21 protein-coding genes are annotated in these 25,500 nt (G+C 67.5%); 12 read left to right on the top strand and 9 right to left on the bottom strand.

The genetic code is table 11. The features are described 5' to 3' along the window. Positions 1-141 precede the first annotated feature (141 nt). A complete protein-coding gene (aroG, locus tag HWX39_RS07325; protein ID WP_089455614.1) occupies positions 142-1,215 on the top strand; it encodes a 3-deoxy-7-phosphoheptulonate synthase AroG in 1,074 nt (357 codons plus the stop codon). 87 nt (positions 1,216-1,302) lie between these two features. Here the strand turns inward: aroG and hmpA are convergent, their stop codons facing one another. Continuing rightward, entirely contained in the window at positions 1,303-2,511 is a 1,209-nt protein-coding gene (gene hmpA / locus HWX39_RS07320; protein WP_175966581.1) for an NO-inducible flavohemoprotein, read from the bottom strand. Positions 2,512-2,602: 91 nt separating this feature from the next. Then, positions 2,603-3,154: a cob(I)yrinic acid a,c-diamide adenosyltransferase gene (locus HWX39_RS07315; RefSeq protein ID WP_175966579.1), complete on the bottom strand. Its 552-nt coding sequence runs from the start codon at positions 3,152-3,154 to the stop codon at positions 2,603-2,605. A gap of 173 nt (positions 3,155-3,327) precedes the next feature. Here HWX39_RS07315 and HWX39_RS07310 point away from each other — a divergent pair, with 173 nt between their 5' ends. The 6 genes from HWX39_RS07310 to proC all read left to right on the top strand — a co-directional run bounded on the left by HWX39_RS07310 (position 3,328) and on the right by proC (position 10,804). Next, on the top strand, positions 3,328-4,737 hold the full coding sequence (locus HWX39_RS07310) for an FAD-linked oxidase C-terminal domain-containing protein (RefSeq protein ID WP_175966577.1): 1,410 nt from the start codon (positions 3,328-3,330) through the stop codon (positions 4,735-4,737). Between the two features lie 41 nt (positions 4,738-4,778). Then, positions 4,779-6,272, top strand: coding sequence for an FAD-linked oxidase C-terminal domain-containing protein (locus HWX39_RS07305; RefSeq protein WP_046544977.1), 1,494 nt, complete (start codon positions 4,779-4,781; stop codon positions 6,270-6,272). Positions 6,273-6,455: 183 nt separating this feature from the next. After that, on the top strand, positions 6,456-7,544 hold the full coding sequence (gene glcE / locus HWX39_RS07300) for a glycolate oxidase subunit GlcE (RefSeq protein ID WP_175966575.1): 1,089 nt from the start codon (positions 6,456-6,458) through the stop codon (positions 7,542-7,544). Between the two features lie 339 nt (positions 7,545-7,883). Continuing rightward, complete coding sequence (glcF, locus tag HWX39_RS07295) at positions 7,884-9,110, top strand: glycolate oxidase subunit GlcF (protein ID WP_175966572.1); 1,227 nt, start codon at positions 7,884-7,886, stop codon at positions 9,108-9,110. Between the two features lie 131 nt (positions 9,111-9,241). Then, on the top strand, positions 9,242-9,940 hold the full coding sequence (locus HWX39_RS07290; RefSeq protein WP_175966570.1) for a YggS family pyridoxal phosphate-dependent enzyme: 699 nt from the start codon (positions 9,242-9,244) through the stop codon (positions 9,938-9,940). A 51-nt stretch (positions 9,941-9,991) separates the two neighbouring features. Next, the gene (gene proC / locus HWX39_RS07285; protein ID WP_175966568.1) at positions 9,992-10,804 is read left to right on the top strand and encodes a pyrroline-5-carboxylate reductase; all 813 of its coding nucleotides are present in this window, start codon (positions 9,992-9,994) and stop codon (positions 10,802-10,804) included. Positions 10,805-10,902: 98 nt separating this feature from the next. Here the strand turns inward: proC and ubiA are convergent, their stop codons facing one another. The 7 genes from ubiA to recG form a co-directional block, all read right to left on the bottom strand. Next, the gene (gene ubiA, locus HWX39_RS07280; protein ID WP_175966565.1) at positions 10,903-11,766 is read right to left on the bottom strand and encodes a 4-hydroxybenzoate octaprenyltransferase; all 864 of its coding nucleotides are present in this window, start codon (positions 11,764-11,766) and stop codon (positions 10,903-10,905) included. A 277-nt stretch (positions 11,767-12,043) separates the two neighbouring features. Further along, a complete protein-coding gene (locus tag HWX39_RS07275) occupies positions 12,044-12,532 on the bottom strand; it encodes a Dps family protein (protein WP_175966563.1) in 489 nt (162 codons plus the stop codon). Positions 12,533-12,652: 120 nt separating this feature from the next. Beyond that, complete coding sequence (locus HWX39_RS07270) at positions 12,653-12,793, bottom strand: hypothetical protein (RefSeq protein WP_175966561.1); 141 nt, start codon at positions 12,791-12,793, stop codon at positions 12,653-12,655. A gap of 102 nt (positions 12,794-12,895) precedes the next feature. After that, positions 12,896-15,082 carry a catalase/peroxidase HPI gene (katG, locus tag HWX39_RS07265; protein WP_175966559.1) on the bottom strand — a complete coding sequence of 729 codons (2,187 nt, stop codon included), beginning with the start codon at positions 15,080-15,082 and terminating at the stop codon, positions 12,896-12,898. A 120-nt stretch (positions 15,083-15,202) separates the two neighbouring features. Further along, positions 15,203-15,331 (bottom strand): hypothetical protein, encoded by a 129-nt coding sequence (locus HWX39_RS36625; protein WP_279613066.1) that lies wholly within the window; start codon positions 15,329-15,331, stop codon positions 15,203-15,205. Between the two features lie 393 nt (positions 15,332-15,724). Beyond that, positions 15,725-16,684: a hydrogen peroxide-inducible genes activator gene (locus tag HWX39_RS07260; RefSeq protein WP_043189592.1), complete on the bottom strand. Its 960-nt coding sequence runs from the start codon at positions 16,682-16,684 to the stop codon at positions 15,725-15,727. Positions 16,685-16,808: 124 nt separating this feature from the next. After that, a complete protein-coding gene (recG, locus tag HWX39_RS07255; RefSeq protein WP_175966557.1) occupies positions 16,809-19,115 on the bottom strand; it encodes an ATP-dependent DNA helicase RecG in 2,307 nt (768 codons plus the stop codon). 167 nt (positions 19,116-19,282) lie between these two features. On the opposite strand from recG, the gene queA reads away from it, so the two are divergent. From queA to secF, 5 genes are all read left to right on the top strand, one after another. Then, positions 19,283-20,350 carry a tRNA preQ1(34) S-adenosylmethionine ribosyltransferase-isomerase QueA gene (queA, locus tag HWX39_RS07250; protein WP_175966555.1) on the top strand — a complete coding sequence of 356 codons (1,068 nt, stop codon included), beginning with the start codon at positions 19,283-19,285 and terminating at the stop codon, positions 20,348-20,350. 153 nt (positions 20,351-20,503) lie between these two features. Next, a complete protein-coding gene (gene tgt / locus HWX39_RS07245) occupies positions 20,504-21,691 on the top strand; it encodes a tRNA guanosine(34) transglycosylase Tgt (protein WP_175966553.1) in 1,188 nt (395 codons plus the stop codon). Between the two features lie 233 nt (positions 21,692-21,924). After that, the gene (yajC, locus tag HWX39_RS07240; protein ID WP_006476868.1) at positions 21,925-22,248 is read left to right on the top strand and encodes a preprotein translocase subunit YajC; all 324 of its coding nucleotides are present in this window, start codon (positions 21,925-21,927) and stop codon (positions 22,246-22,248) included. A 106-nt stretch (positions 22,249-22,354) separates the two neighbouring features. Next, complete coding sequence (secD, locus tag HWX39_RS07235; RefSeq protein ID WP_175966551.1) at positions 22,355-24,376, top strand: protein translocase subunit SecD; 2,022 nt, start codon at positions 22,355-22,357, stop codon at positions 24,374-24,376. 18 nt (positions 24,377-24,394) lie between these two features. After that, positions 24,395-25,345 carry a protein translocase subunit SecF gene (secF, locus tag HWX39_RS07230; RefSeq protein ID WP_069247171.1) on the top strand — a complete coding sequence of 317 codons (951 nt, stop codon included), beginning with the start codon at positions 24,395-24,397 and terminating at the stop codon, positions 25,343-25,345. Positions 25,346-25,500: the final 155 nt, after the last annotated feature.

The following is a 25,500-nucleotide window of genomic DNA, read 5'->3' as shown; positions in this document are numbered from 1 at the left end:
TTTTTTTCGCCCTTCGCCACCCGGTCGCCGCCGCAGCGGTTCCGCAGCCCCGACCGACACCACTGAATCGCTTGAATTGATGAATCTGCCGCACGCGCACTCGCACTGACCGAACGGCGCCCGGAACCAAGGAGAAACAGCATGCCCCCGCACAACACCGACGACGTCCGCATTCGCGAACTCAAGGAACTGACGCCGCCCGCCCACCTGATCCGCGAATTCGCGTGCTCCGAAGCCGCGTCCGAGCTGATCTACAACTCGCGCCAGTCGATGCACCGCATCCTGCACGGGATGGACGACCGGCTGATCGTCGTGATCGGGCCGTGCTCGATCCATGACACGAAGGCGGCGATCGAGTACGCGGGCCGGCTGGTGAAGGAGCGCGAGCGCTTCAAGGGCGAACTGGAAATCGTGATGCGCGTGTACTTCGAGAAGCCGCGCACGACGGTCGGCTGGAAGGGTCTCATCAACGATCCGCACCTCGACAACAGCTTCAAGATCAACGAAGGGCTGCGCACCGCGCGCGAGCTGCTGCTCCAGATCAACGAGATGGGGCTGCCGGCCGCAACCGAATACCTCGACATGATCAGCCCGCAGTACATCGCCGACCTGATCTCGTGGGGTGCGATCGGCGCGCGCACGACGGAATCGCAGGTTCACCGCGAGCTCGCGTCGGGGCTGTCGTGCCCGGTCGGTTTCAAGAACGGCACCGACGGCAACGTGAAGATCGCGGTCGACGCGATCAAGGCCGCATCGCAGCCGCACCATTTCCTGTCGGTGACGAAGGGCGGCCATTCGGCGATCGTGTCGACGGCCGGCAACGAGGACTGCCACGTGATCCTGCGCGGCGGCAAGGCGCCGAACTACGACGCCGACAGCGTGAACGCCGCGTGCGCAGACATCGGCAAGGCCGGCCTCGCCGCGCGCCTGATGATCGACGCGAGCCACGCGAACAGCTCGAAGAAGCACGAGAACCAGATCCCCGTCTGTGCCGACATCGGCCGCCAGATCGCGGCCGGCGACGCCCGCATCGTCGGCGTGATGATCGAATCGCATCTCGTCGAGGGGCGCCAGGACCTGAAGGAAGGCTGCGCGCTGACCTACGGCCAGAGCATCACCGATGCGTGCATCGCATGGGACGACAGCGTGAAGGTGCTCGAAGGCCTTGCGGAATCGGTGAAGGCGCGCCGCGTCACGCGCGGCAGCGGCAACTGACCCCGCGACGCCTGTCGGCGCAGGCACAAACGAAAAAGCCCGGTTCACGCCGGGCTTTTCCGTTCCTCGGGAATCCGCGTCAACGCATCACTCGAGCGCGCCCGAGCCGAAGATCTCGGTATTCACGCGTTCCGGCGCGACGCCGAGCGCGACGAGCGCGTCACGCTGCGCCTTCATGAACCCGATCGGGCCGCAGATGTAATAGTCGGCATCCGGCACCAGTGCGTATTGCTGCACGCGTTGCGGCGTGAGGCGCCCTTCCTGGTCGTGGTCGATGCCGGCGCGATCGTTCGGACCGACCCGCTCGTACAGCACCGCGCGCTTGACGTTCGCATGGTCGCGCACCGTATCGTTCAGCCAGTCGCGAAACGCGTGCACCGCGCCCGAGCGGCAAGCGTGGACGAACCGCACTTCGCGCTTGCTGCCCTCGGCGATCAGCGCCGACGCCATCGACATCATCGGCGTAATGCCGACGCCGCCGGAGATCAGCACCACCGGCGTCTCGACGCCACGCTTCAGCGAGAATTCGCCCATCGGCGCGGTCGCCTCCACGATCGCCCCCTCTTCCACGCCGTCATGCATCAGCGTCGACACCTTGCCGGCCGGAATGACTTCCGGCTGGCCGGCCTCGCGCTTCACCGAGATGCGCAGCCACTTGCCGTGCGGCGCGTCGGACAGGCTGTACTGACGCGGCTGGTCGACGCCGAGGTCGCCGACGAAGCGCTTCACCGTGATGTACTGCCCGGGCTCGAACGTCGGTGCCGCGCCGCCGTCGGCCGGGCTCAGGTAGAACGACGTGATCTCGTCGCTTTCGCGCACCTTGCGCTCGACCTTGAACGGACGGAACCCGCTCCACGCGGCACCCGCGTACAGGTCGGCCTCGGCACCGATCAGGATCTGCGCGAGCTGGCCGTACGCGACGCGCCACGCCTCGAGCGTGTCGGCATCGACCGCGTCGCCCAGCACTTCCACGATCGACGCCAGCAGGTTCTCGCCGACGATCGGGTAATGCTCGGGGCGGATGTTCAGGCTCGCGTGCTTGTGCGCGATGTGCGACACCGCACCGCCGAGTGCGCCGAGGTTGTCGATGTTCGCCGCGTACGCGTAGACGGCCTTCGCGAGCGTTTCCGGCTGGCTGCCCGTCTTCTGGTGCGTCTGGTTGAACAGGTTTTTCAGTTCCGGATGGCGCGCGAACATGCGCTGGTAGAAGTGCTTCGTGATCGTCGCGCCGTGCACGGCGAGGACAGGGGCAGTGGCCTTCACGCGAGCCATCTGGTCAGCGGTGATGTGGGTCATGTTCGTTCTCCGTTAAACATGCACGCACAATACATCTTAAAAAATCGCTGCTCCCCGGGCAAATTGTCGCAGTGCGGCAAAGGGCAAAACGTCAGCGGACGCGGCCGCGCTCCCACAGCACGTCCGATCCGCCGCCGGTGCGGTTCAGCACGCGCGCCAGCACGAACAGCAGGTCCGACAGCCGGTTCACGTAGCGCCGCGGCGCATCATTGAGCGTCTCGGTGCGCCCGAGCGCGACGATCGAGCGCTCCGCGCGGCGGCACACGGTCCGGCACACGTGCGCGAGCGACGCCGCGCGCGAACCGGCCGGCAGGATGAACTCCTTCAGCGGCGGCAGCGTCGCGTTGTAGTCGGCGAGCCAGCGGTCGAGACGCGCGAGATGCGTGTCGTCGAGCACGGCATGGCCGGGAATGCACAATTCGCCGCCGAGATCGAACAGGTCGTGCTGGATCGTCACGAGCGCCGTGCGGATGTCGTCCGGCAGCGCCTCGGCGAGCAGCACGCCGAGGTTCGAGTTCAGTTCGTCGACGTCGCCGATCGCGGCGATCCGCGTGTCGTCCTTGCCGACGCGCCGGCCGTCGCCGAGTCCGGTGGTGCCATCGTCGCCCGTGCGCGTGGCGATCTTGCTCAAGCGGTTGCCCATGCGAATGTCCTCTCGTGCGCGGCCGCGACGCGGCCCGGTTGCGTTCGAACGCGATTATCGCAGCCCGCAGCGGCGGGCGCAGCGGGCGTTACAGCGTAGAATGGGCCGAAACCCTGCAGCACGGGAGCCGGGCCGGCGCCAACACGCTCACCCGGATCGACAAGGAGACGTACGTGAATCACCCTGCCCCGCCGGCCGCCACGCGCCGCCCCGTCCCCCCCGCCATGCTCGATGCGCTGCGCGCCGCCTTCGGCGAGCGCGTGTCGACGGCCGAAGCCGTCCGCGCGCACCACGGCCGGGACGAATCGCCGTTCGACCCGCAACTGCCCGACGCCGTCGTGTTCGCACACAGCGCGGACGACGTGCGCGAAGTCGTGTCGCTGTGCTCGCTGTACAGCGTCCCGCTGATCCCGTACGGCGCCGGCTCGTCGCTCGAAGGCCACCTGCTCGCAGTACGCGGCGGCATATCGCTCGACCTGTCGGAAATGAACCGCGTGCTGTCGATCAACGCCGAAGACCTGACCGTGACGGTCGAGCCGGGCATCACGCGCAAGGCGCTCAACGAAGCCCTGCGCGACACCGGCCTGTTCTTCCCGATCGACCCGGGCGCCGACGCCAGCATCGGTGGGATGACCGCAACGCGCGCATCGGGCACCAACGCCGTGCGCTACGGCACGATGCGCGAGAACGTGCTCGGCCTGACCGCCGTGCTCGCCGACGGCCGCGTGGTGAAAACCGGCTCGCGCGCCCGCAAGTCGTCGGCCGGCTACGACCTCACGCGCCTGTTCGTCGGCTCCGAAGGCACGCTCGGCGTGATCACCGAGATCACGCTGCGCCTGCATCCGCTGCCCGAAGCCGTATCCGCCGCGGTCTGCACGTTCCCGTCGATGGGCGACGCGGTGCGCACCGTGATCGAGACGATCCAGATCGGCGTGCCGATCGCGCGCGTCGAATTCGTCGATGCGCTCGCCGTGCGCTCGATCAACCGCCATTCGAACCTGACGCTCACCGAAGCGCCGACGCTGTTCTTCGAATTCCACGGCACCCAGGCCGGTGTCAAGGAACAGGCCGAGCTCGTGCAGGCGCTCGCCGGCCAGAACGACGGCCAGGGCTTCGAATGGGCAACCCGCCCCGAAGACCGCAGCCGGCTCTGGGCCGCCCGCCACAATGCGTATTTCGCGATGCTGCAGTTGAAGCCCGGCTGCCGTGCGGTGACGACCGACGTGTGCGTGCCGATCTCGCAGCTCGCCGCGTGTGTCGAGGAAACCGAAGTCGACCTGCGCGCGTCATCGCTGCCCTGCCCGATCGTCGGCCACGTCGGGGATGGCAATTTCCACGTCGCGATCCTGATCGACCCCGACAAGCCCGAGGAACTCGCCGAAGCCGAGCACATCAACGACCGGATCGTCGAGCGCGCGCTGCGCCTGGGCGGTACCTGCACGGGCGAGCACGGCGTCGGGCTGCACAAGATGCGCTTCCTGCCCAAGGAGCACGGCGACAACGCGATCGACACGATGCGTGCGATCAAGCTCGCGCTCGATCCGCGCAACCTGATGAATCCGGGCAAGATTTTCACGTGCTGACACGGCGGCGCGACACCATGCCGCCTGCTGCAGGAGACCCCATGAACGCTCCCGTCGAACTGTCGAGCGCGGCACGCGCGCAGCGCCAGCGTGAAGTCGTGCAGGCGCTGATGGCCGTGCTGCCGACGCACTGCCTGCTGTATCGCGACGAAGACACGGCGCCGTACGAATGCGACGGCCTGTCGGCGTACCGCCGCCTGCCGCTCGCGGTCGCGTTGCCCGAAACGGAATCGCAGGTGCAGCGGATCGTGCAGATCTGCCGCCGCATGGAAGTACCGATCGTGCCGCGCGGCGCGGGCACGAGCCTGTCGGGCGGCGCGTTGCCGATCGCGCTCGGCGTCGTGCTGTCGCTTGCGCGCTTCACGCGCATCGTCGAAGTCGATCCTTACGCGCGCACGGCGACCGTGCAGCCCGGCGTGCGCAACCTCGCGATCTCGGAAGCCGCCGCGCCGTACGGCCTGTATTACGCGCCCGATCCGTCGTCGCAGATCGCGTGCACGATCGGCGGCAACGTCGCGGAAAATTCCGGCGGCGTCCACTGCCTGAAATACGGGCTGACCGTGCACAACGTGATGCGCGTGCGCGCAGTGACGATCGACGGCGAGATCGTCGAATTCGGCTCGCTCGCGCTCGACATGCCGGGCCTCGACCTGCTCGCCGTGATGATCGGCAGCGAAGGGATGTTCGCGATCGTCACCGAGGTCACGGTGAAGCTGATCCCGAAGCCGCAAACGGCCCAGCTCGTGATGGCGAGCTTCGACGACGTCGTCAAGGGCGGCGAGGCCGTCGCGGCGATCATCGCGTCGGGGATCATCCCGGCCGGGCTCGAGATGATGGACAAGCCGGCCACGCAGGCCGTCGAGGCGTTCACGCACGCGGGCTACGACCTCGACGCGAAGGCGATCCTGCTGTGCGAATCGGACGGCACGCCGGAGGAAGTCGCGGAAGAGATCGTGCGGATGACGGCCGTGCTGCGCGAACACGGCGCGACGCGCATCCAGGTATCGCGCAACGAACAGGAGCGGCTGCGCTACTGGTCGGGCCGCAAGAACGCGTTCCCGGCCGCAGGCCGGATTTCCGCCGACTACTACTGCATGGACGGCACCGTGCCGCGCCGCGCGATCGGCCCGTTGCTTGCGCGCATCGAGCAGCTCGAAACGCGCTACGGGCTGCGCTGCATCAACGTGTTCCATGCGGGCGACGGCAACATGCATCCGCTGATCCTGTACAACGCGAACGATCCGGACGAACTGCACCGCGCGGAGCAGTTCGGCGCGGAAATCCTCGAATGCTGCGTGGAATTCGGCGGCAGCGTGACGGGCGAGCACGGCGTCGGCATCGAAAAGCTCAATTCGATGTGCGTACAGTTCTCGCCGCAGGAGCGCGACGCGTTCTTCGCGGTCAAGCGCGCGTTCGATCCGGCGGGGCTGCTGAACCCGGACAAGGGCATCCCGACCCGCGCGCGCTGCGCCGAGTACGGTCGCCAGCACGTGCGCGGCGGGCTGCTGCCGCACCCCGACCTGCCGCGCTTCTGAGCATCGCGCGCTACGCGGCCCGTGCCGGCGGCCGGGCCGCGGCGGACGGCGACGCCCGCGTCGGCCGTTCGCGCGACGGCGCAAGCATGCGGCCGGCAATACGGGGCTTAGGGATAGTCGCGATGTGGAATCGCGCCACCCCGGTACAATCGACCGAACAACAAGTCGAGGCAGCGACAGAACATGGAAGAGGACGACATCGTCGCCGGATGGGCCGAGCGCATCCGCGCCGCCAGTGCCGACGGCCGGCCGCTGCGGATTCGCGGCGGCGGCACCAAGGACTGGTACGGCCAGGCGCTCGAGGGCGAAATACTCGACACGCGCACGTTTCAGGGCGTCGTGTCGTACGACCCGGCCGAACTCGTCGTCACGGTCCGCGCGGGCACGCCGCTCGCGCAGCTTGAAACCGTCCTCGCCGAGTGCGGCCAGATGCTGCCGTTCGAGCCGCCGCACTTCGGCCGCGCGGCCACTGTCGGCGGCTGCGTCGCGGCCGGCCTCGCGGGGCCGCGGCGCGCCACGTGCGGCGCACCGCGCGATTTCGTGCTCGGCGTCACGCTGATGAACGGCCGCGGCGAAATGCTGCGTTTCGGCGGACAGGTCGTGAAGAACGTCGCGGGATACGACGTGTCGCGACTGATGGCCGGCGCGCTCGGCACGCTCGGGCTGATGCTCGACCTGTCGATCAAGGTGCTGCCGATGCCCGTCGCCGAAGTCACGCTGAAGTTCGAGATGACCGCGACCGACGCGGTGCGCAAGCTCAACGAATGGGGCGGCCATCCGCTGCCCGTCAGCGCGAGCGGGTGGCGCAACGGTACGCTCGTGCTGCGCCTGTCGGGCGCCGAAGCGGCCGTGAAATCCGCGAAGACGCTGCTCGGCGGCGAAGTCGTCGACGCTGTGGAGGCCGAGCGCTTCTGGGCCGGCCTGCGCGAGCATACCGACCCGTTCTTCAACGGCATCCCGCCCGGCTATGCGCTGTGGCGCCTCGCGCTGCCGTCGATCACCGAACCGATGCACCTGCCCGGCACCCAGCTGATGGAATGGGGCGGTGCGCAGCGCTGGTGGATCACCGACGCCGACGCGCAGACCGTGCGGATGAGCGCCAAGCAGGCCGGCGGCCACGCGACGCTGTTCCGCGCGGGCGACGCGTACGATCGCAGCGCGGGCGTGTTCACGCCGCTCCCCGCCCCGATGATGAAAATCCACCGCGGGCTGAAGGCCGCGTTCGATCCCGCGCGCATCTTCAACCGCGGCCGGCTCTACCCGGATCTTTAGGGCCTGTTCGCCTATGGAACGCACACGCGCATGCCCAAAATTGCTTGCCCCCCAAGCGGACTTCCCGCGAGGCGTAGGGCAGGAAATGACGGGCGCCGTTTGGCCGGGCCGAACGCCCCGCTGGACATCCCCTTGGGGGACAAGCGACGAGCGACGCCGCCATACGGACGACCGCGGGCATTCCCGTGGCATGTCTTCTTTAATTGGGGGTTGCCACGAGAACGGCCGCTTGCCGCGTTGCGCTCCTTGCAAGTTCGCCAGTATTCGCAACGTCGCGCGCCTCGCGAGCGGCGCTTCTCGTGGCAACGCATGCGCGTTCCCCAGGTAAACAGACCCTAAATGCAAACGAACCTCGCCGATTTCATCCGCAATACGCCCGACGGCGACGAGGCCGACGCGATATTGCGCAAGTGCGTGCATTGCGGGTTCTGTACCGCGACCTGCCCGACCTACCAGTTGCTCGGCGACGAACTCGACGGCCCGCGCGGCCGTATCTACCTGATCAAGCAGATGGTCGAAGGCGCGCCCGTCACGCGCAGCACGCAGCAGCACCTCGACCGCTGCCTCACGTGCCGCAGCTGCGAGACGACCTGCCCGTCAGGCGTCCAGTACGGCCGGCTCGTCGAGATCGGCCGCAAGCACGTCGAGGCGCAGGTGAAACGCCCGGTGCAGCAGCGTCTCGTGCGTCGCATGCTCGCGAGCGTCGTCCCGAACGCCGCGCTGTTCTCGCCGGTGATGCGGCTCGGCCAGCACGTGCGGCCGCTGCTGCCGAAGCGGCTGCGCGACAAGGTGCCGCCGCGCACGCGGCTGCTCGAATGGCCCCACCGTACGCATCCGCGCAAGATGCTGATGCTCGGCGGCTGCGTGCAGCCGTCGATGCTGCCGAACATCAACATCGCGACCGCGCGCGTGCTCGACGCGCTCGGCGTCGAGACGGTCGTCGCGCCCGATGCCGGCTGCTGCGGCGCGATCCGCCTGCACCTGAACTATCACGACGAAGCGCTCGACGACGCGCGCCGCAACATCGACGCGTGGTGGCCCCATGTCGAACAGGGTGTCGAGGCCATCGTGATGAACGCGTCGGGCTGCGGCGCGACGGTGCTCGAATACGCGCACCTGCTGCGCGACGACCCGGCCTACGCGGAGAAGGCGCAGCGCATCGTGTCGCTCACGCGCGACATCTCCGACGTGCTGCTCGCGTTCGAGGCCGAGCTCGCGACGCTCGCGCGGCGCCGCGCGATCCATACGGTCGCGTACCACCCGCCGTGCACGCTGCAGCACGGCCAGCAGTCGCGCGGCAAGGTCGAACGCCTGCTCGAGACGCTCGGCATCGACGTGCGGCTGCCGGCCGACAGCCATCTGTGCTGCGGGTCGGCCGGCACCTATTCGCTGACGCAGCCGTCGCTGTCGTACCGGTTGCGCAAGCAGAAGCTGCTGAAGCTGCAGGCGCTCGAACCGCAGATGATCGTCTCCGGCAACATCGGCTGCATCGCGCACCTGCAGAGCGGCACGCAGATTCCGGTTGCCCACTGGATCCAGCTCGTCGAGCATCTGCTGTACGGCTAGCGACTGCTCATGCGAATGACGGGAGGGCGCTGGGCCTCGCGCGCGGCGTCCGTATAATGGGCGGATCGATGCGTCGCGCGCCGCGGCGCATCCGCTACATGCCTGCTTCCGTGCCTGCTTCCGTGCCCGTCATGTCCGATCTCGCCGCCCGTCTCGAATCCGTCCATCGCCGCATCGCCGACGCCGCCCGCGCGGCCGGCCGCGATCCCGCCACCGTGTCGCTGCTCGCCGTGTCCAAGACGTTTCCCGCCGATGACGTGCGCGCCGCGTACGCGGCCGGACAGCGTGCATTCGGCGAAAACTACGTGCAGGAATCGATCGACAAGATCGACGCGCTCGCCGACCTGCGCGCGAACCTCGAATGGCATTTCATCGGGCCGCTGCAATCGAACAAGACGCGCCCGGTTGCCGAGCGCTTCGACTGGGTCCATTCGGTCGACCGGCTGAAGATCGCGCAGCGCCTGTCGGAACAGCGCCCCGCGCACCTGCCGCCGCTCAACGTGTGCGTGCAGGTGAACATCAGCGGCGAGGCGTCGAAGAGCGGTGTCGCGCCGGCCGACGTGGCCGAAGTCGCGCGCGGGGTCGCCGCGCTGCCGTCGCTGCGGCTGCGCGGCCTGATGGCGATTCCCGAGCCGGCAGGCGATACCGACGCGCAACGCGTGCCGCATCGTGCGCTGCGTGCGCTGTTCGACACGTTGCGTGCCGACGGCTTGCCGCTCGACACGTTGTCGATGGGCATGTCCGCCGATCTCGACGCGGCCGTGCTCGAAGGCGCGACGATCGTGCGCGTCGGCACCGCGATCTTCGGCGCGCGCGATTACGCGCACTGAATGCCGCGCCCTTTCCGCCCTACCGTTCACTCACTCGCTCAATCGAACATCATGAAAATCGCATTCATCGGCGGCGGCAATATGGCCGCGGCCCTGATCGGCGGCCTGATCAAGCGCGGCGTTGCCGCTGACGGCCTGTATGCCATCGACGTCAACGAAGAGGTGCGCGCGCGCACCGCCCGGCAGTTCGGCGTGCGCACCGGCGCAGCCGTCGACGCGACGCTCGCCGACTACGACGCGGTCGTGCTCGCGGTGAAGCCGCAGGTGCTGAAGGACGTCGCACGGGCGCTCGCGCCGCATCTGACGTCGCAGCTCGTGATCAGTATCGCGGCCGGCATCCGCGGCAGCGATCTCGCGCGCTGGCTCGGCGACTACGCACGCGTCGTGCGCACGATGCCGAACACGCCCGCACTCGTCGGCATGGGCGTGACGGGCCTCGCCGCGCTGCCGGGCGTCGACGCGGCAGGCCGCGAACTCGCATCGAACGTGCTCGGCGCGGTCGGCGAGATCGTGTGGTTCGACGACGAGTCGAAGCTCGACGCCGTCACGGCCATTTCGGGCAGCGGTCCCGCGTACGTGTTCTATTTCATCGAAGCGCTGCAGGAAGCCGCGCGCCAACTCGGCATGAACGACGAACAGGGCCGCGCACTCGCGGTCGCGACGTTCACGGGCGCCGCGCAACTCGCCGCGCAATCGGGCGAGCCGGCAAGCGTCCTGCGCGAGCGCGTGACATCGAAGGGCGGCACGACGGCCGCCGCACTCGCGTCGTTCGACGCGCAAGGCGTGAAGGATGCGATCGTGCGCGGCGCGCTTGCGGCCGAAGCGCGCGCGAAGGAAATGGGCGACGAGCTCGGTCGCGCGTAAGCGCGCCGGCGGTGCCTGCTGCTTTGGGTACCGGACGATAAAAAAGCGGCCGCAAGGCCGCTTTTTTATTGGCTGTGCGCGCCGACGCACGCCGTCGTTCAGCTGCCCGCCAGCAGGTAATGCACGGCGATCCCGGCGAACAGCACGCCGCCGAGCCAGTTGTTGTGGCGGAACGCCGCGAAGCACGGCATCCGCTCGCGGCCCTTGATCAGCGTGTAGTGATACAGCGCGCAGCCGACCGCCGCCGCCCAACCGGCCCAGTACGCAAGCCCGAAGCCGAGCGTCACGCCGATCCACACGTAGATGCCGAGCGTCACCGCGTAGCACAGCATGACGGCCGCGACGTCGAAGCGGCCGAACGTCAGCGCGGACGTGCGGATCCCGATCTTGATGTCGTCGTCGCGATCGACCATCGCATATTCGGTGTCGTACGCGACCGACCAGAAAATGTTCGCGACCAGCATCACCCACGCGATCGCCGGCACGGTGTCCTGCACGGCCGCGAACGCCATCGGGATGCCGAAGCCGAACGCGATGCCGAGATACGCCTGCGGAATCGCGAAGAAGCGCTTCATGAACGGATACGAGCCCGCAACGAACAGCGCGACGACGGACAATTGCTTCGTCAGCGTGTTGAGCGGCAGGATCAGCAGGAACGAGATGAAAGCCAGCCCGACGGCGATCGCAATCGCTTCCCACGCGCGGATCTTCCCGGAAGTCAGCGGCCGGTCGGCCGTGCGCTTCACATGACGGTCGAAATCGCGATCGGCATAGTCGTTCATCGCGCAGCCGGCCGAGCGCATCAGCAGCGTGCCGAGCGAGAAGATCACGAGCAGCGGCCAGCGCGGATGGCCGTCGGACGCGATCCACAGGGCGTTGAGCGTCGGCCACAGCAGCAGCAGGCTGCCGATCGGCTTGTCCATCCGGACAAGCCGCAGATACAGGGGAAAGCGGGCAAGCATGGCGAAGCACCGGGAAGATAACCCCGGCATTTTAGAGCCGAGCGGTGCTTCGCGTCATGTCGGCGCGGCGCGCGGGCGGCAGCGGCCGGATGCCGGCGCCCTGCTGCCGCCCGCCGCGCCTGGCCGAGCTACACCGCGCATCAAACAAGGGACAGAGCCAGCGCACGCGCGGATCCGCTCGTAGCACCGGCCCGGGCCCGGCCCGAAGCGTGCCGATCAATCAGGGCCGGAGCGCAGTATGCGCAGGCGTCAAACCGGCCCGCCGCGCGTCGTACGCCTATGCGAGCAGCGACCGCAGCATCCACGCGGTTTTTTCATGAACTTGCAGGCGCTGCGTCAGCAGGTCGGCGGTCGGCTCGTCGCTGGCCGCATCGGCAAGCGGGAAGATCGCGCGCGCGGTGCGCACGACGGCCTCGTGCCCTTCGACAAGCTGGCGGATCATCTCTTCGGCCGCCGGCACACCGTTCGCTTCCGGCACCGACGACAGTTTCGCGAAATCGCCGAAGGTGCCTGGCGCGGCGACGCCGAGCGTACGAATGCGTTCGGCGACCGAATCGACCGCGAGCCACAGCTCGTTGTACTGCGCCTCGAACATCAGGTGCAGCGTGTTGAACATCGGGCCCGTGACGTTCCAGTGGAAATTGTGGGTCTTCAGGTACAGCGTGAACGTATCGGCGAGCAGGCGCGACAGGCCTTCCGCGATCTTCTTGCGGTCCTTGTCGCTGATGCCGATGTTGATCCGGGCAGCTTGAGTCTTCCTGACCATGTTCCGGACTCCTTATTCAATGAAACAGAGCAATGAAAGCGAATCGGGCTACCTGCCTGTCGACACCGCACCACCCGCGCGCACGGCTCACCACGATGCGTGGCGCGTGAAACGCCGCGCTCAGGCGGCCGCGATCGCGTGCAGCGCCTGCGACACGAGTTCGGCCGCACCGCCGACGACGATCGCGGATCCGACTACGTACCGCGCGATCTCGGCCGGCGACGCCAGTGCGGCGCGCATGTTCGACATCATTTGCGACATGATCGTTACTCCTTCAACGAAACCCAGGGTCTGGAAGAAACGGCCGGTCGCCCGACCGGCCGTTTCCCGTTACTGCATCACCGCACGACTGCCCGGCGACGCTTACGCGAGATCGAAGCGGTCAAGGTTCATCACCTTGTTCCAGGCCGCGACGAAATCGCGCGCGAACTTCTCCTTCGCATCCGCGCTGCCGTACACCTCGGCCAGCGCGCGCAGTTGCGCGTGCGAACCGAAGATCAGGTCGACGCGCGTGCCCGTCCACTTGACCTGGCCCGTCGCACGATCGCGCCCTTCGAACACGTCGTTCGCGGCCGACACCGGCTTCCATTCCGTGCCCATGTCGAGCAGGTTCACGAAGAAGTCGTTCGTCAGCGTTTCCGGACGGTCGGTGAACACGCCGTGCTTCGCACCGCCGACGTTCGCGCCGAGCACCCGCAGGCCGCCCACGAGCACCGTCATCTCCGGCGCGCTCAGCGTCAGCAGTTGGGCCTTGTCGACCAGCAGCGCTTCGGCCGGCGTCTTGTATGCGCTCTTCAGATAGTTGCGGAAACCGTCCGCCACCGGTTCGAGCACGGCCATCGCGTCGACGTCGGTCTGCTCCTGCGATGCGTCCATCCGGCCCGGTGCAAACGGCACCGTCACCGCCACGCCCGCTTGCTTCGCGGCCTGCTCGACGCCGGCCGCACCGGCAAGCACGATCAGATCAGCCAGCGACACCTGCTTGCCGCCCGTCTGCGCGTCGTTGAACGCCTTGCGGATGCCTTCGAGCGTGTCGAGCACCTTCGCGAGCTGCGCGGGCTGGTTCACTTCCCAGTCCTTCTGCGGTGCGAGGCGAATGCGCGCACCGTTCGCACCACCGCGCTTGTCCGAGCCGCGGAACGTCGACGCCGACGCCCATGCGGTCGACACCAGTTGCGACACCGTGAGGCCCGACGCGAGCACCTTTGCCTTCAGCGCGGCGACATCCGCGTCGTCGATCAGCTTGTGGTCGACGGCCGGGATCGGGTCTTGCCACAGCAGTTCCTCGGCCGGCACTTCCGGGCCGAGATAGCGGGCGCGCGGGCCCATGTCGCGGTGCGTGAGCTTGAACCAGGCACGTGCGAACGCGTCGGCGAGCTGGTCCGGGTTCTCGTAGAAGCGGCGCGAGATCTTTTCGTAGGCCGGGTCGAAACGCAGCGACAGGTCGGTCGTCAGCATCGTCGGACGGTGCTTCTTCGATGCGTCGAACGCGTCCGGAATCACTTCGCCGGCATTCTTCGCGACCCATTGGTGCGCGCCGGCCGGACTCTTCGTGAGCTCCCACTCGTAGTCGAACAGGTGCTTGAAGAAATCGTGGTTCCACTGCGTCGGCGTCGTCGTCCACGTGACTTCGAGGCCGCTGGTGATCGCGTCCTTGCCCTTGCCCGTGCCGAACGTGCTCTTCCAGCCGAGGCCCTGCTGCTCGAGGCCCGCGGCTTCCGGCTCGGCGCCGACGTGCGAGGCGGGGCCCGCGCCGTGCGTCTTGCCGAACGTGTGGCCGCCCGCGATCAGCGCGACCGTCTCTTCGTCGTTCATCGCCATCCGCGCGAACGTCTCGCGGATGTCGTGCGCGGCGGCGACCGGGTCGGGGTTGCCGTCCGGGCCTTCCGGGTTCACGTAGATGAGGCCCATCTGCACGGCCGCGAGCGGGCTTTCAAGCTCGCGCTTGCCCGAGTAGCGGCTGTTCGGGCCGCCGCTCAGTTCCAGCCAGATCTTTTCCGAGCCCCAGTACACGTCGTCCGGTTCCCACGTGTCGACGCGGCCGCCGGCGAAGCCGAAGGTCTTGAAGCCCATCGATTCGAGTGCGACGTTGCCGGTCAGGATCAGCAGGTCGGCCCACGAGATGTTGCGGCCGTACTTCTGCTTGATCGGCCACAGCAGCCGGCGCGCCTTGTCGAGGCTCACGTTGTCCGGCCAGCTGTTGAGCGGCGCGAAGCGCTGCTGCCCGCCGCCCGCGCCGCCGCGGCCGTCGGCCGTGCGGTACGTGCCGGCGCTATGCCAGGCCATGCGGATGAACAGGCCGCCGTAGTGGCCGAAGTCGGCCGGCCACCAGTCCTGCGACGTCGTCATCAGCGCATGCAGGTCCTGCTTCACCGCCGCAAGGTCCAGCTTCTTGAACGCCTCGGCGTAGTCGAAATCCTTGTCCATCGGATCGGACAGCGCGGAGTGCCGGTGGAGGATGTTCAGGTTCAGCTGATTCGGCCACCAGTCCTTGTTCGTCGTGCCGCCACCAGCGGTGTGGTTGAACGGGCACTTCGTTTCGTTCGACATGCGATTTCTCCTTGGCTTGCTCGTATGACTCCACCGGTTTGCTCCGGCGGCATGCCGGACGCGGTTGATGGAGTGTCATTGCGGGGATGGGAAACGGAACAGGTTGGTCCTCCTGTCGTACTACGGGATGTCGTGCGCGGCCCGTGGCGCGCGCTCCTGCTGCGATGGGCCGCAGGCGGGACGCTCGGAGAACCGGCTGCCGGCAGGCGTCGTGCCGGCACTGCGAGCGATCTTCCAGCTTTCGGACATGCGATGCTCCCTCATGGCTTGACGGCAGGTGAATCGGGGGAACACTGAACCGGCGCGCGGCGGCGTTCAGCCACCATACACACGGTCCGCCAGGTACGCGAACGCAATCGGACGCAGGCTGCGAACCGCCGCCCTGGCGCGATGTACGACCGCGTCGCGCGACGGGATGTTCCGCTGCGCGTGCTGCAATACCGACCGCATCATGACATCCTCCTTTGACGCTTGCATTCAACGTGCGGATCAGTCGTCGACGTCAAGCCGATCCATGTAGATCATTCTATTGACATCTATCGATGGCGTGAATTTGATAAATGTTATCTATGCGATAGAGAAAAATAAACGGGGTCGCAAGACCCCGTTCATCGTGCCGCCACACGCGCATATGCGGCGTGCTCAGTTCATCGTCGCCGGCATGTCGAGCTTCGCGACGCCCGGCAGCTCACACGCGGAAATCGCATCGCTGATCGCGTCGATCGCGGGCATCCGCGTGAAGCTCTTGCGCCAAACGAGCACCACGCGGCGATCGGGCACCGGCTCGTTGAACGGCACATACGACAGCAGTTCGGCATCGGGGCCGTTCGCGCGCGGGCCGACCTCGGCGACCGACATTCGCGGCAGCACGGTGATGCCGACGCCGCTTGCGACCATGTGGCGGATCGTCTCGAGCGACGAGCCCTCGAAGGTTTTCTGGATGCCGTCGGCCGTTTGCGAGAAGCGCATCAGCTCCGGGCACACGCCGAGCACGTGATCGCGGAAGCAGTGGCCGTTGCCGAGCAGCAGCATGGTTTCCTGCTTCAAGTCCTCGGCGTCGATTTCCTCGCGCTTTTCCCACGGATGGCCGGCGGGCAGCGCGACGACGAACGGTTCGTCGTACAGCGGACGCACCATCAGGCCGGTTTCCGGAAACGGCAGCGCCATGATCGCGGCGTCGATCTCGCCCTGCTTCAGCAGTTCGAGCAGCTTGAGCGTGTAGTTTTCCTGCAGCATCAGCGGCATCTGCGGGACACGCTGGATCATCTGCTTGACGAGCGTCGGCAGCAGGTAGGGCCCGATCGTGTAGATCACGCCAAGGCGGAACGGGCCGACCAGCGGATCCTTGCCCTGCTTCGCAATCTCCTTGATCGCGAAGGTCTGCTCGAGCACGCGCTGCGCCTGCGTGACGATCTGGTCGCCGATCGGCGTCACGCTGACTTCGCTCGCGCCGCGTTCGAAAATCTGCACGTTGAGCTCGTCTTCGAGCTTCTTGATCGCCACCGACAGCGTCGGCTGGCTCACGAAGCATGCTTCGGCCGCGCGGCCGAAATGCCGTTCGCGCGCGACCGCGACGATGTATTTCAATTCAGTCAGCGTCATTGTGGGTCAATCAGAGATATACGGGCGATAGGTTTAATTTATACACCCTGTGACGCCGGTTCGCCAAGTTTCTCGGCATCGAAATGCTTCAAACGGCGGTTTTAAATCCGGCCCCAGCCTGCGATCAGGCCTTCAGGTACTGCTCCCGCGCGCCGAGCCAGCGCGCGAGATGCTGCGTGACGATCTCGGGATACGCGGCAATCAGCCGCGTCGCGGCTTCGCGGGCCGGTTCGATCAGCCAGCCGTCGGTCTCGAGGTTCGCAAAGCGCAGCATCGCCGCGCCCGACTGGCGCGCGCCGAGGAATTCGCCGGGGCCGCGGATCTCGAGGTCGCGCCGGGCGATCTCGAAGCCGTCGGTCGTCTCGCGCATCGTCTTCAGCCGCTCGCGACCGGTGATCGACAGCGGCCCCGTGTACAGCAGCACGCACACCGACGCCGCGGTGCCGCGCCCCACCCGGCCGCGCAACTGGTGCAGCTGCGCGAGGCCGAAGCGCTCCGCGTGCTCGATCACCATCAGCGACGCGTTCGGCACGTCGACGCCGACCTCGATCACGGTCGTCGCGACCAGCAGCTGCACGTCGTTGCGCGTGAACGCTTCCATCACGGCCGCCTTGTCGGCCGGCGACAACCGGCCGTGCACGAGCCCGACCTTCAGCTCCGGGAGCGCGGCGGCCAGCGTCTCGTAAGTCTCGACGGCCGTCTGCAGCTGCAGCGTCTCGCTCTCCTCGATCAACGGGCACACCCAGTACACCTGACGCCCGGTCAGCGCGGCCTCGCGCACGCGGGCAATCACTTCCTCGCGCCGCGCATCGCCGACGAGGCGCGTCAGCACGGGCGTGCGGCCAGGCGGCAGCTCGTCGATCGTCGAGACCTCGAGATCCGCGTAGTACGTCATCGCGAGCGTGCGCGGAATCGGCGTGGCCGACATCATCAGCTGGTGCGGCTGGAAGTCGCGCGCGCCGTTGGCCGCGTTCGCGGCCTTGGCACGCAGCGCGAGCCGCTGCTCGACGCCGAAACGGTGCTGTTCGTCGACGATCACGAGGCCGAGCCGAGCGAATTCGACCGTGTCCTGGATGATCGCGTGCGTGCCGATCACGAGCTGCGCGGTGCCGAGCGCGGCCGCCTCGATCGCCGCGCGCTTCTCCTTCGCCTTCAGGCTGCCCGCGAGCCACGCCACCGTGACGCCGAGCGGCTCGAGCCACGCACGCAGCTTGCGCGCGTGCTGTTCCGCAAGAATTTCGGTGGGCGCCATCAGCGCGGCCTGGTAGCCGGCGTCGATCGCCTGCGTGGCGGCCAGTGCCGCGACGACGGTCTTGCCGCTGCCGACGTCGCCCTGCAGCAGGCGCTGCATCGGGTGCGCGAGCGTGAGATCGTGCGCGATCTCGTCGACGACGCGCGCCTGCGCGCCGGTCAGCTTGAACGGCAGCGCCGCGTAGAGCCGGGTGGTGAGCGCATCGGCATCGCTCGCCGCGCGGCGCGGCATCGCGGGCGCCGCGCGCGTACGCCGCTCCTCGTGCGCGCGCTTGAGCGACAGCTGCTGCGCGAGCAGTTCCTCGAACTTGATGCGCGTCCACGCCGGATGCGAGCCATCCATCAGCGCGGCTTCGTCGGAATCGACACGCGGGTGGTGCAGGATCCGCACCGCCTGCTCGAGCGTCGGCACGTCGAGCGGCTTCAGGTAGTCGCGCTGGATCTCGGGCGGCAGCAGCTCGGGCAGCGGCGTACGCTCGACCGCGTTCTCGATCGCCTTGCGCAGATAGGCCTGCGACACGCCGGCCGTGCTCGGATAGACGGGCGTGAGCACCTGCGGCAGCGGCGCATCCGCTTCGACGACGCGCACCGCCGGATGCACCATCTCCAGCCCGAAGAAACCGCCGCGCACGTCGCCGCGCACGCGCAGGCGCTGGCCGACGGCCATCTGCTTGACCTGCGAGCCGTAGAAATTCAGGAAGCGCAGCACGAGGTGCTCGCCGTCGTCGTCCTGGATCTTCACGACCAGCTGGCGGCGCGGCCGGTAGGCGACCTCGTTGTCGAACACGACGCCTTCCGTTTGCGCGATCCCGCCCGGCAGCAGCTCGCCGATCGGCGTGAGCGTGGTTTCGTCCTCATAGCGCATCGGCAGATGCAGCACCAGATCGATCGAGCGCGTCAGGCCGAGCTTCGCGAGCTTGTCGACCGTCTTCACGGGCTTGTCGGCGGCCGGCTTCTTCTTGCGCTTCGCGCCCGCTGCGTCGCTTGCAGCGGCGCTGTCGGCATCGGGCGCGGCGGCGGCCGGCTGCGCGAGCCTGCCGTCGGCGCCGCGCTTCGGGCCGGCACGGCGCGGCGCAGTGCGCTCCGCCGCGTCCGGCGCGGGCGGCGCGACATCCTCCGCGTCGAACGGATCGGCGGAATCGGCAACGGCAGCGGGGGAACGGCGTGGTGACACTGGCATCGGATCGTCTGGGTGCTTCGCAAGGCAAGTACAATAGCGGCTTTCACGTCGTCCGAACGAACGACGCCGGCCAGGCCGCGCATCCCGCCATCATAGCGGCTCGCGCGCCCCATTTACGCGTTTCCGCCCTGCCGGCGACGCCCGCCGGCCGCTTCGAACCAGCCCGCATGTTCACGCTTTCCGATTTCGATTTCAATCTGCCGCCCGAGCTGATTGCACAAACCGCGCTGCCCGATCGCACCGCGAGCCGCCTGCTCGAGGTCGACGGCACCGTCGCGCCCGCGCGCCTGGTCGACCGCCATTTCACCGGGCTGCCGTCGTGCATCTCGGCCGGCGACCTGCTCGTCTTCAACGATACCAAGGTGCTGAAGGCGCGCTTCTTCGGCCAGAAGGCCAGCGGCGGCAGGATCGAGGTGCTGATCGAGCGCGTGACCGGTACGCACACGGCGCTCGCGCAGATCCGCGCGAGCAAGTCGCCGGGCGCCGGCACGATGCTGCGCCTCGCCGATGCGTTCGACGTGACGGTCGGCGAGCGCGTCGAGCCGTTCTTCACGCTGAACTTCCCCGAGCCGTGCCTCGACCTGATCGAACAGTACGGCCGCCTACCGCTGCCGCCCTACATCGAGCACGATCCGGACGCGACCGACGAGACGCGCTACCAGACCGTCTACGCGAGCAATCCGGGGGCGGTCGCCGCACCGACGGCCGGGCTGCACTTCGACCAGCCGATGCTCGACCGGCTCGACGCGATGGGTGTCGAGCGCGCGACGCTGACGCTGCACGTCGGCGCCGGCACGTTCCAGCCGGTGCGCGTCGACAACATCGCCGAGCACAAGATGCACAGCGAGTGGTACGACCTGCCGCAGTCGCTCGTCGACAAGATCGCCGCGACCCGCGCGCGCGGCGGCAACGTGATCGCGGTCGGCACGACGTCGATGCGCGCGCTCGAAGCCGCCGCGCGCGCTGCCGACGAAGCGGGCCGCCCGCTTACGGCCACGCAGGCCGAGACCGACATCTTCATCACGCCCGGCTATCGTTTCCGCGTGGTCGACCGGCTCGTCACGAACTTCCACCTGCCGAAGTCGACGCTGCTGATGCTCGTGTCCGCGTTCGCGGGCGTCGAGACGATCCGCGCCGCGTACCGGCATGCGATCGAGCAACGCTACCGCTTCTTCAGCTACGGCGATGCGATGCTGCTCACGCGGCGCGACGCGCCGGAGGCGCCGCGCGTTTGAGCGAAGCAGGCGCGACGGCCCGCACGCCGCTCAGCCGCCGTTCGCCCGCCGCGCGCTACGATGGCGCAGACCCCGTTTTTCCCCGCTGCCGGCTTGCCGGCGGCGTTTCCAACACGCGCCGGACTGTTCTCCGGTGGCAAGGAGAATGACGCGATGACCGAAGGTTCATCCCAAGATACGCACGCCCCCGTGCAGGAGCGCCCGGCGAACGGGCTCGAATTCGAACTACTGGCGACCGACGGCCACGCGCGCCGCGGCCGCGTGAAGCTCAATCACGGCGTGGTCGAGACGCCGATCTTCATGCCGGTCGGCACGTACGGCACAGTGAAGGCGATCCAGCCGCGCGAGCTGCACGAGATCAAGGCCCAGATCATCCTCGGCAACACGTTCCACCTGTGGCTGCGCCCGGGCCTCGACACGATCGACGCGCACAGCGGCCTGCACGGCTTCATGGGCTGGAACAAGCCGATCCTGACCGACTCGGGCGGCTTCCAGGTGTTCTCGCTCGGCGACCTGCGCAAGATCACCGAGGACGGCGTCACGTTCGCGTCGCCGATCAACGGCGACAAGCTGTTCCTGTCGCCGGAAGTGTCGATGCAGATCCAGAGGGTGCTGAACTCCGACGTCGTCATGCAGTTCGACGAGTGCACGCCGTATGCGACCAACGGCGTGCCGACCACGCACAAGGAAGCGGCCGACTCGATGCGCATGTCGCTGCGCTGGGCGAAGCGCTCGCTCGACGAGTTCAACCGGCTCGGCAACCCGAACGCGCTGTTCGGGATCGTCCAGGGCGGGATGTTCGAGGACCTGCGCGACGAATCGCTCGCGGGCCTCGCGGAACTCGGCTTCCACGGCCTCGCGATCGGCGGGCTGTCGGTCGGCGAGCCGAAGGAAGACATGATGCGCGTGCTGCGCCACGTGGGCCCGAAGCTGCCGGCCAACAAGCCGCACTACCTGATGGGCGTCGGCACGCCGGAGGACCTGGTCGAAGGCGTCGCGAACGGCGTCGACATGTTCGACTGCGTGATGCCGACCCGCAACGCGCGCAACGGCTGGCTGTTCACGCGCTTCGGCGACGTGAAGATCCGCAACGCGACGCACAAGAATTCGCTGAAGCCGCTCGACGCGAGCTGCACGTGCTATACGTGCCAGAACTTCTCGCGCGGCTACCTGCATCACCTGCACCGCGTCGGCGAGATCCTCGGCGCGCAGCTCAACACGATCCACAACCTGCACTACTACCTGCAGCTGATGAGCGAGATCCGCGCAGCGATCGAGACCCACACGTTCGACGCGTTCCGCCAGCGCTTCGCGGAGGATCGCGCCAGAGGGGTCGACTGACGGACCGGCCGCCCGCGCCGCGGCCCGTCACATGGGACGTGTACTAAATAACGCGTGCCAACTGTCGAACCCGACTGCTAAACATTACAATTACCTTTCCAAACAAGTCGCAACGGTACCGGTTCGCGCTTTAACAGCTTGATCCGAAAGCGCATTTGCCGATCCGTTTGCGCATGGGGCCGGTGGTAGAATAACCGGCTTATTTTTCGATCTTCCTTTACGGAGAGACCAACGTGCCGTTCATTTCCAACGCGTTCGCCCAAGGTGCCGGTGGCGCCGAATCGAGCCTGATGAGCTTCCTGCCGCTCATCCTGATGTTTGCCGTGCTCTACTTCATCATGATCCGTCCGCAGATGAAGCGTCAGAAGGAGCACCGCAACATGCTCGCGGCCATGGCCAAGGGCGACGAAGTCGTCACGAGCGGCGGCCTCGTGGGCAAGGTGACGAAGGTCACCGAAGGCTACATCGGCGTCGAGATCGCCGAAGGCACCGAAATCACCGTGCAGAAGGCTGCGGTCACGACCATTCTGCCGAAGGGCACGATCAAGTCGCTGTAAGCCCTTCACCGAGCGTCCGGCTCCCCGCGCCGTGCCCGCCTGAGAGAGCGGGCCGCCGCGGCGCCGGACGCGACGCTTTCACGCCAACCACCCGTTCGGCTCCCTCATGAATCGTTATCCACTCTGGAAATATGTCGTGATGGTCGTGGCGCTCGCCATCGGCCTTCTGTACACATTGCCCAACTTCTTCGGCGAAGCGCCGGCGGTGCAGGTGTCGAGCGGCAAGGCCACGGTCAAGCTCGACTCGACCACGCTGACCCAGGTCGAATCGGCGCTCGCCTCCGCGCAGATCACGCCGGACGACGTCACCTTCGAGAACACGGCGACCAACGCGAACATCCGCGTGCGCCTGAAGGACACCGATACGCAGCTGCGCGTCAAGGACCTGCTGCAGAAGTCGCTGAACACCGACCCGAACGATCCGCAGTACGTCGTCGCCCTGAACCTGCAGAGCGCGTCGCCGCGCTGGCTCACCGCCCTGCACGCGCTGCCGATGTATCTCGGCCTCGACCTGCGTGGCGGCGTCCACTTCCTGCTCCAGGTCGACATGACGGGCGCGCTGACGAAGAAGCTCGATTCCGACGCGTCCGACGCGCGCACGCTGCTGCGCGACAAGAACATCCGCGACGGCGGCGTGAGCCGCGTCGACCAGTCCGTGGTCGTCAACTTCAGCGATGCGCAGACGGCGGAAGACGCCCGCAAGGTGCTCGCGCTGTCGATCACCGAACTGCAATGGGCGACCCAGCCCGGCGGCGGCGGCACGCAGGTCGTCGGCACGTTCACGCCGGCCGTGCAGAAGTCCGTCGAGGACGCCGCGCTCAAGCAGAACCTGACGACGCTCCACAACCGCGTGAACGAACTCGGCGTGTCGGAGCCGATCCTGCAACAGCAGGGCAGCGACCGCATCGTCGTCGAGCTGCCGGGCGTGCAGGACACCGCGAAGGCGAAGGACATCATCGGCCGCACCGCGACGCTCGAGGCGCGCCTCGCCGACCCGATCAACACGCACCCGAACCCGAACGACCCGGTGCCGCCGGGTGAAGAGCTGTTCACGCAGGGCAACCAGGCGCCGGTGCTGCTGAAGAAGGACGTGATCTTCACCGGCGACCGCATCATCGATGCGTCGGCCGGCTTCGACGAACACCAGCGTCCGTCGGTCAACATCCGCCTCGATTCGGCCGGTGGCCGCTCGGTGCGCGCGGTCTCGCGCGAGAACATCGGCAAGCCGATGGCGATGGTGCTGTTCGAGAAGGGCAAGGGCGAAGTGCTGACGGTCGCGACGATCCAGTCGGAACTCGGCGACCGCTTCCAGATCACGGGCCAGCCGACGCCGCAGGCCGCGGCCGACCTCGCGCTGCTGCTGCGCGCCGGTTCGCTCGCCGCGCCGATGGACATCATCGAGGAACGCACGATCGGCCCGAGCCTCGGCGCCGACAACATCAAGATGGGCGTCCACTCGGTGATCTGGGGCTTCTGCGCGATCGCCGTGTTCATGATCGCGTACTACATGCTGTTCGGCGTGGTCTCGGTGATCGGCCTGTCGGTCAACCTGCTGCTGCTCGTCGCCGTGCTGTCGCTGATGCAGGCGACGCTGACGCTGCCCGGTATCGCCGCAATCGCGCTCGCGCTCGGTATGGCGATCGACTCGAACGTGCTGATCAACGAGCGGGTGCGTGAAGAACTGCGTGCCGGCCAGCCGCCGCAGCTCGCGATCCAGTCCGGCTACGCGCACGCATGGGCGACGATTCTCGACTCGAACGTCACGACGCTGATCGCCGGCCTCGCGCTGCTCGCGTTCGGCTCGGGCCCGGTTCGCGCGTTCGCGATCGTGCACTGCCTCGGTATCCTGACGTCGATGTTCTCCGCGGTGTTCTTCTCGCGCGGGATCGTCAACCTCTGGTACGGCGGCCGCAAGAAGCTGAAGTCGCTCGCGATCGGCCAGGTGTGGAAGCCGGAAGGCGCCGCGGCGGGCGCATCGTTCTCCGACGCAGACGAATCGACCGACACCGCGCGTGCCGCGAAGCTCGCCGCCCCCGCGAAGAGCAACGCGCCGCGCACCGGCAAGCCGCAGCTGCGCAACCGCGCGCAGCAAGGCGTGTCGCCGAAGAAACCGGGCTCGACCCAATAAGGCCCCGGAGACGAGACCATGGAATTTTTCCGCATCCGTAAAGACATTCCGTTCATGCGGCACGCGCTGGTGTTCAACGTGATCTCGCTGGTCACGTTCCTCGCCGCCGTGTTCTTCCTGTTCCACCGCGGGCTGCACCTGTCCGTCGAATTCACCGGCGGGACGGTGATCGAGGTGCAGTACCAGCAGGCCGCTGAACTCGAACCCGTGCGCGCGACGCTCGGCAAGCTCGGCTACGCCGACGCGCAGGTGCAGAACTTCGGCACGTCGCGCAACGTGCTGATCCGCCTGCAGCTGAAGGAAGGCCTCACGTCCGCGCAGCAGAGCGACCAGGTGATGGGCGCGCTGAAGGCGCAGAGCCCGGACGTCACGCTGCAGCGCGTCGAGTTCGTTGGCCCGCAGGTGGGCCGGGAGCTCGCGACCGACGGCCTGCTCGCGCTCGCGTGCGTCGTCATCGGCATCGTGATCTACCTGTCGTTCCGCTTCGAGTGGAAGTACGCAGTGGCCGGCATCATCGCCAACCTGCACGACGTCGTGATCATTCTCGGCTTCTTCGCGTTCTTCCAGTGGGAGTTCTCGCTGGCGGTGCTCGCGGCAATCCTCGCGGTGCTCGGCTACTCGGTCAACGAGTCGGTCGTCATCTTCGACCGGATCCGCGAGACGTTCCGCCGCGAACGCAAGATGAGCGTGCAGGAAGTGATCAACCACGCGATCACGACCACGATGTCGCGTACGATCATCACGCACACGTCGACCGAAATGATGGTGCTGTCGATGTTCTTCTTCGGCGGCCCGACGCTGCACTACTTCGCACTCGCGCTGACGGTCGGCATCATGTTCGGCATTTACTCGTCGGTGTTCGTCGCGGGCTCGCTCGCGATGTGGCTCGGCATCAAGCGCGAAGACCTGATCAAGGAAAAGAAGAGCGCGCACGATCCGGACGATCCGAACGCGGGCGCGCAGGTTTAAGCGCCACGCTGCTTCGGCACCGACGAAAAGCCGGCCCGGTTGGGCCGGCTTTTTCATGCCTGCGCCACTCGACCGACCTCGCGCAGCCCGCTCGTCCTGCCCCGTCACGCGCGTCGGCTACAATCGTGACCGTCCCGCCGCGCCGCCTGGCGGCT

This window comes from Burkholderia sp. BCC0322, assembly GCF_902833045.1.
Lineage (GTDB): Bacteria > Pseudomonadota > Gammaproteobacteria > Burkholderiales > Burkholderiaceae > Burkholderia.
Note: the sequence above shows the minus strand (reverse complement) of the source record. Positions and strands in the feature narration are given on the sequence as shown.

Bases quoted from the DNA above. Each gene is read 5' to 3' on its own strand.
- glcF (WP_175966572.1), top strand. From the start codon at position 7,884: ATGCAAACGAACCTCGCCGATTTCATCCGCAATACGCCCGACGGCGAC.
- HWX39_RS07290 (WP_175966570.1), top strand. From the start codon at position 9,242: ATGTCCGATCTCGCCGCCCGTCTCGAATCCGTCCATCGCCGCATCGCC.
- ubiA (WP_175966565.1), bottom strand. From the start codon at position 11,766: ATGCTTGCCCGCTTTCCCCTGTATCTGCGGCTTGTCCGGATGGACAAG.
- recG (WP_175966557.1), bottom strand. From the start codon at position 19,115: ATGCCAGTGTCACCACGCCGTTCCCCCGCTGCCGTTGCCGATTCCGCC.
- HWX39_RS07260 (WP_043189592.1), bottom strand. From the start codon at position 16,684: ATGACGCTGACTGAATTGAAATACATCGTCGCGGTCGCGCGCGAACGG.
- queA (WP_175966555.1), top strand. From the start codon at position 19,283: ATGTTCACGCTTTCCGATTTCGATTTCAATCTGCCGCCCGAGCTGATT.
- hmpA (WP_175966581.1), bottom strand. From the start codon at position 2,511: ATGACCCACATCACCGCTGACCAGATGGCTCGCGTGAAGGCCACTGCC.
- HWX39_RS07315 (WP_175966579.1), bottom strand. From the start codon at position 3,154: ATGGGCAACCGCTTGAGCAAGATCGCCACGCGCACGGGCGACGATGGC.
- HWX39_RS07275 (WP_175966563.1), bottom strand. From the start codon at position 12,532: ATGGTCAGGAAGACTCAAGCTGCCCGGATCAACATCGGCATCAGCGAC.
- glcE (WP_175966575.1), top strand. From the start codon at position 6,456: ATGGAAGAGGACGACATCGTCGCCGGATGGGCCGAGCGCATCCGCGCC.
- katG (WP_175966559.1), bottom strand. From the start codon at position 15,082: ATGTCGAACGAAACGAAGTGCCCGTTCAACCACACCGCTGGTGGCGGC.
- secD (WP_175966551.1), top strand. From the start codon at position 22,355: ATGAATCGTTATCCACTCTGGAAATATGTCGTGATGGTCGTGGCGCTC.
- HWX39_RS07270 (WP_175966561.1), bottom strand. From the start codon at position 12,793: ATGTCGCAAATGATGTCGAACATGCGCGCCGCACTGGCGTCGCCGGCC.
- tgt (WP_175966553.1), top strand. From the start codon at position 20,504: ATGACCGAAGGTTCATCCCAAGATACGCACGCCCCCGTGCAGGAGCGC.
- secF (WP_069247171.1), top strand. From the start codon at position 24,395: ATGGAATTTTTCCGCATCCGTAAAGACATTCCGTTCATGCGGCACGCG.
- aroG (WP_089455614.1), top strand. From the start codon at position 142: ATGCCCCCGCACAACACCGACGACGTCCGCATTCGCGAACTCAAGGAA.
- HWX39_RS36625 (WP_279613066.1), bottom strand. From the start codon at position 15,331: ATGTCCGAAAGCTGGAAGATCGCTCGCAGTGCCGGCACGACGCCTGCC.
- HWX39_RS07305 (WP_046544977.1), top strand. From the start codon at position 4,779: ATGAACGCTCCCGTCGAACTGTCGAGCGCGGCACGCGCGCAGCGCCAG.
- proC (WP_175966568.1), top strand. From the start codon at position 9,992: ATGAAAATCGCATTCATCGGCGGCGGCAATATGGCCGCGGCCCTGATC.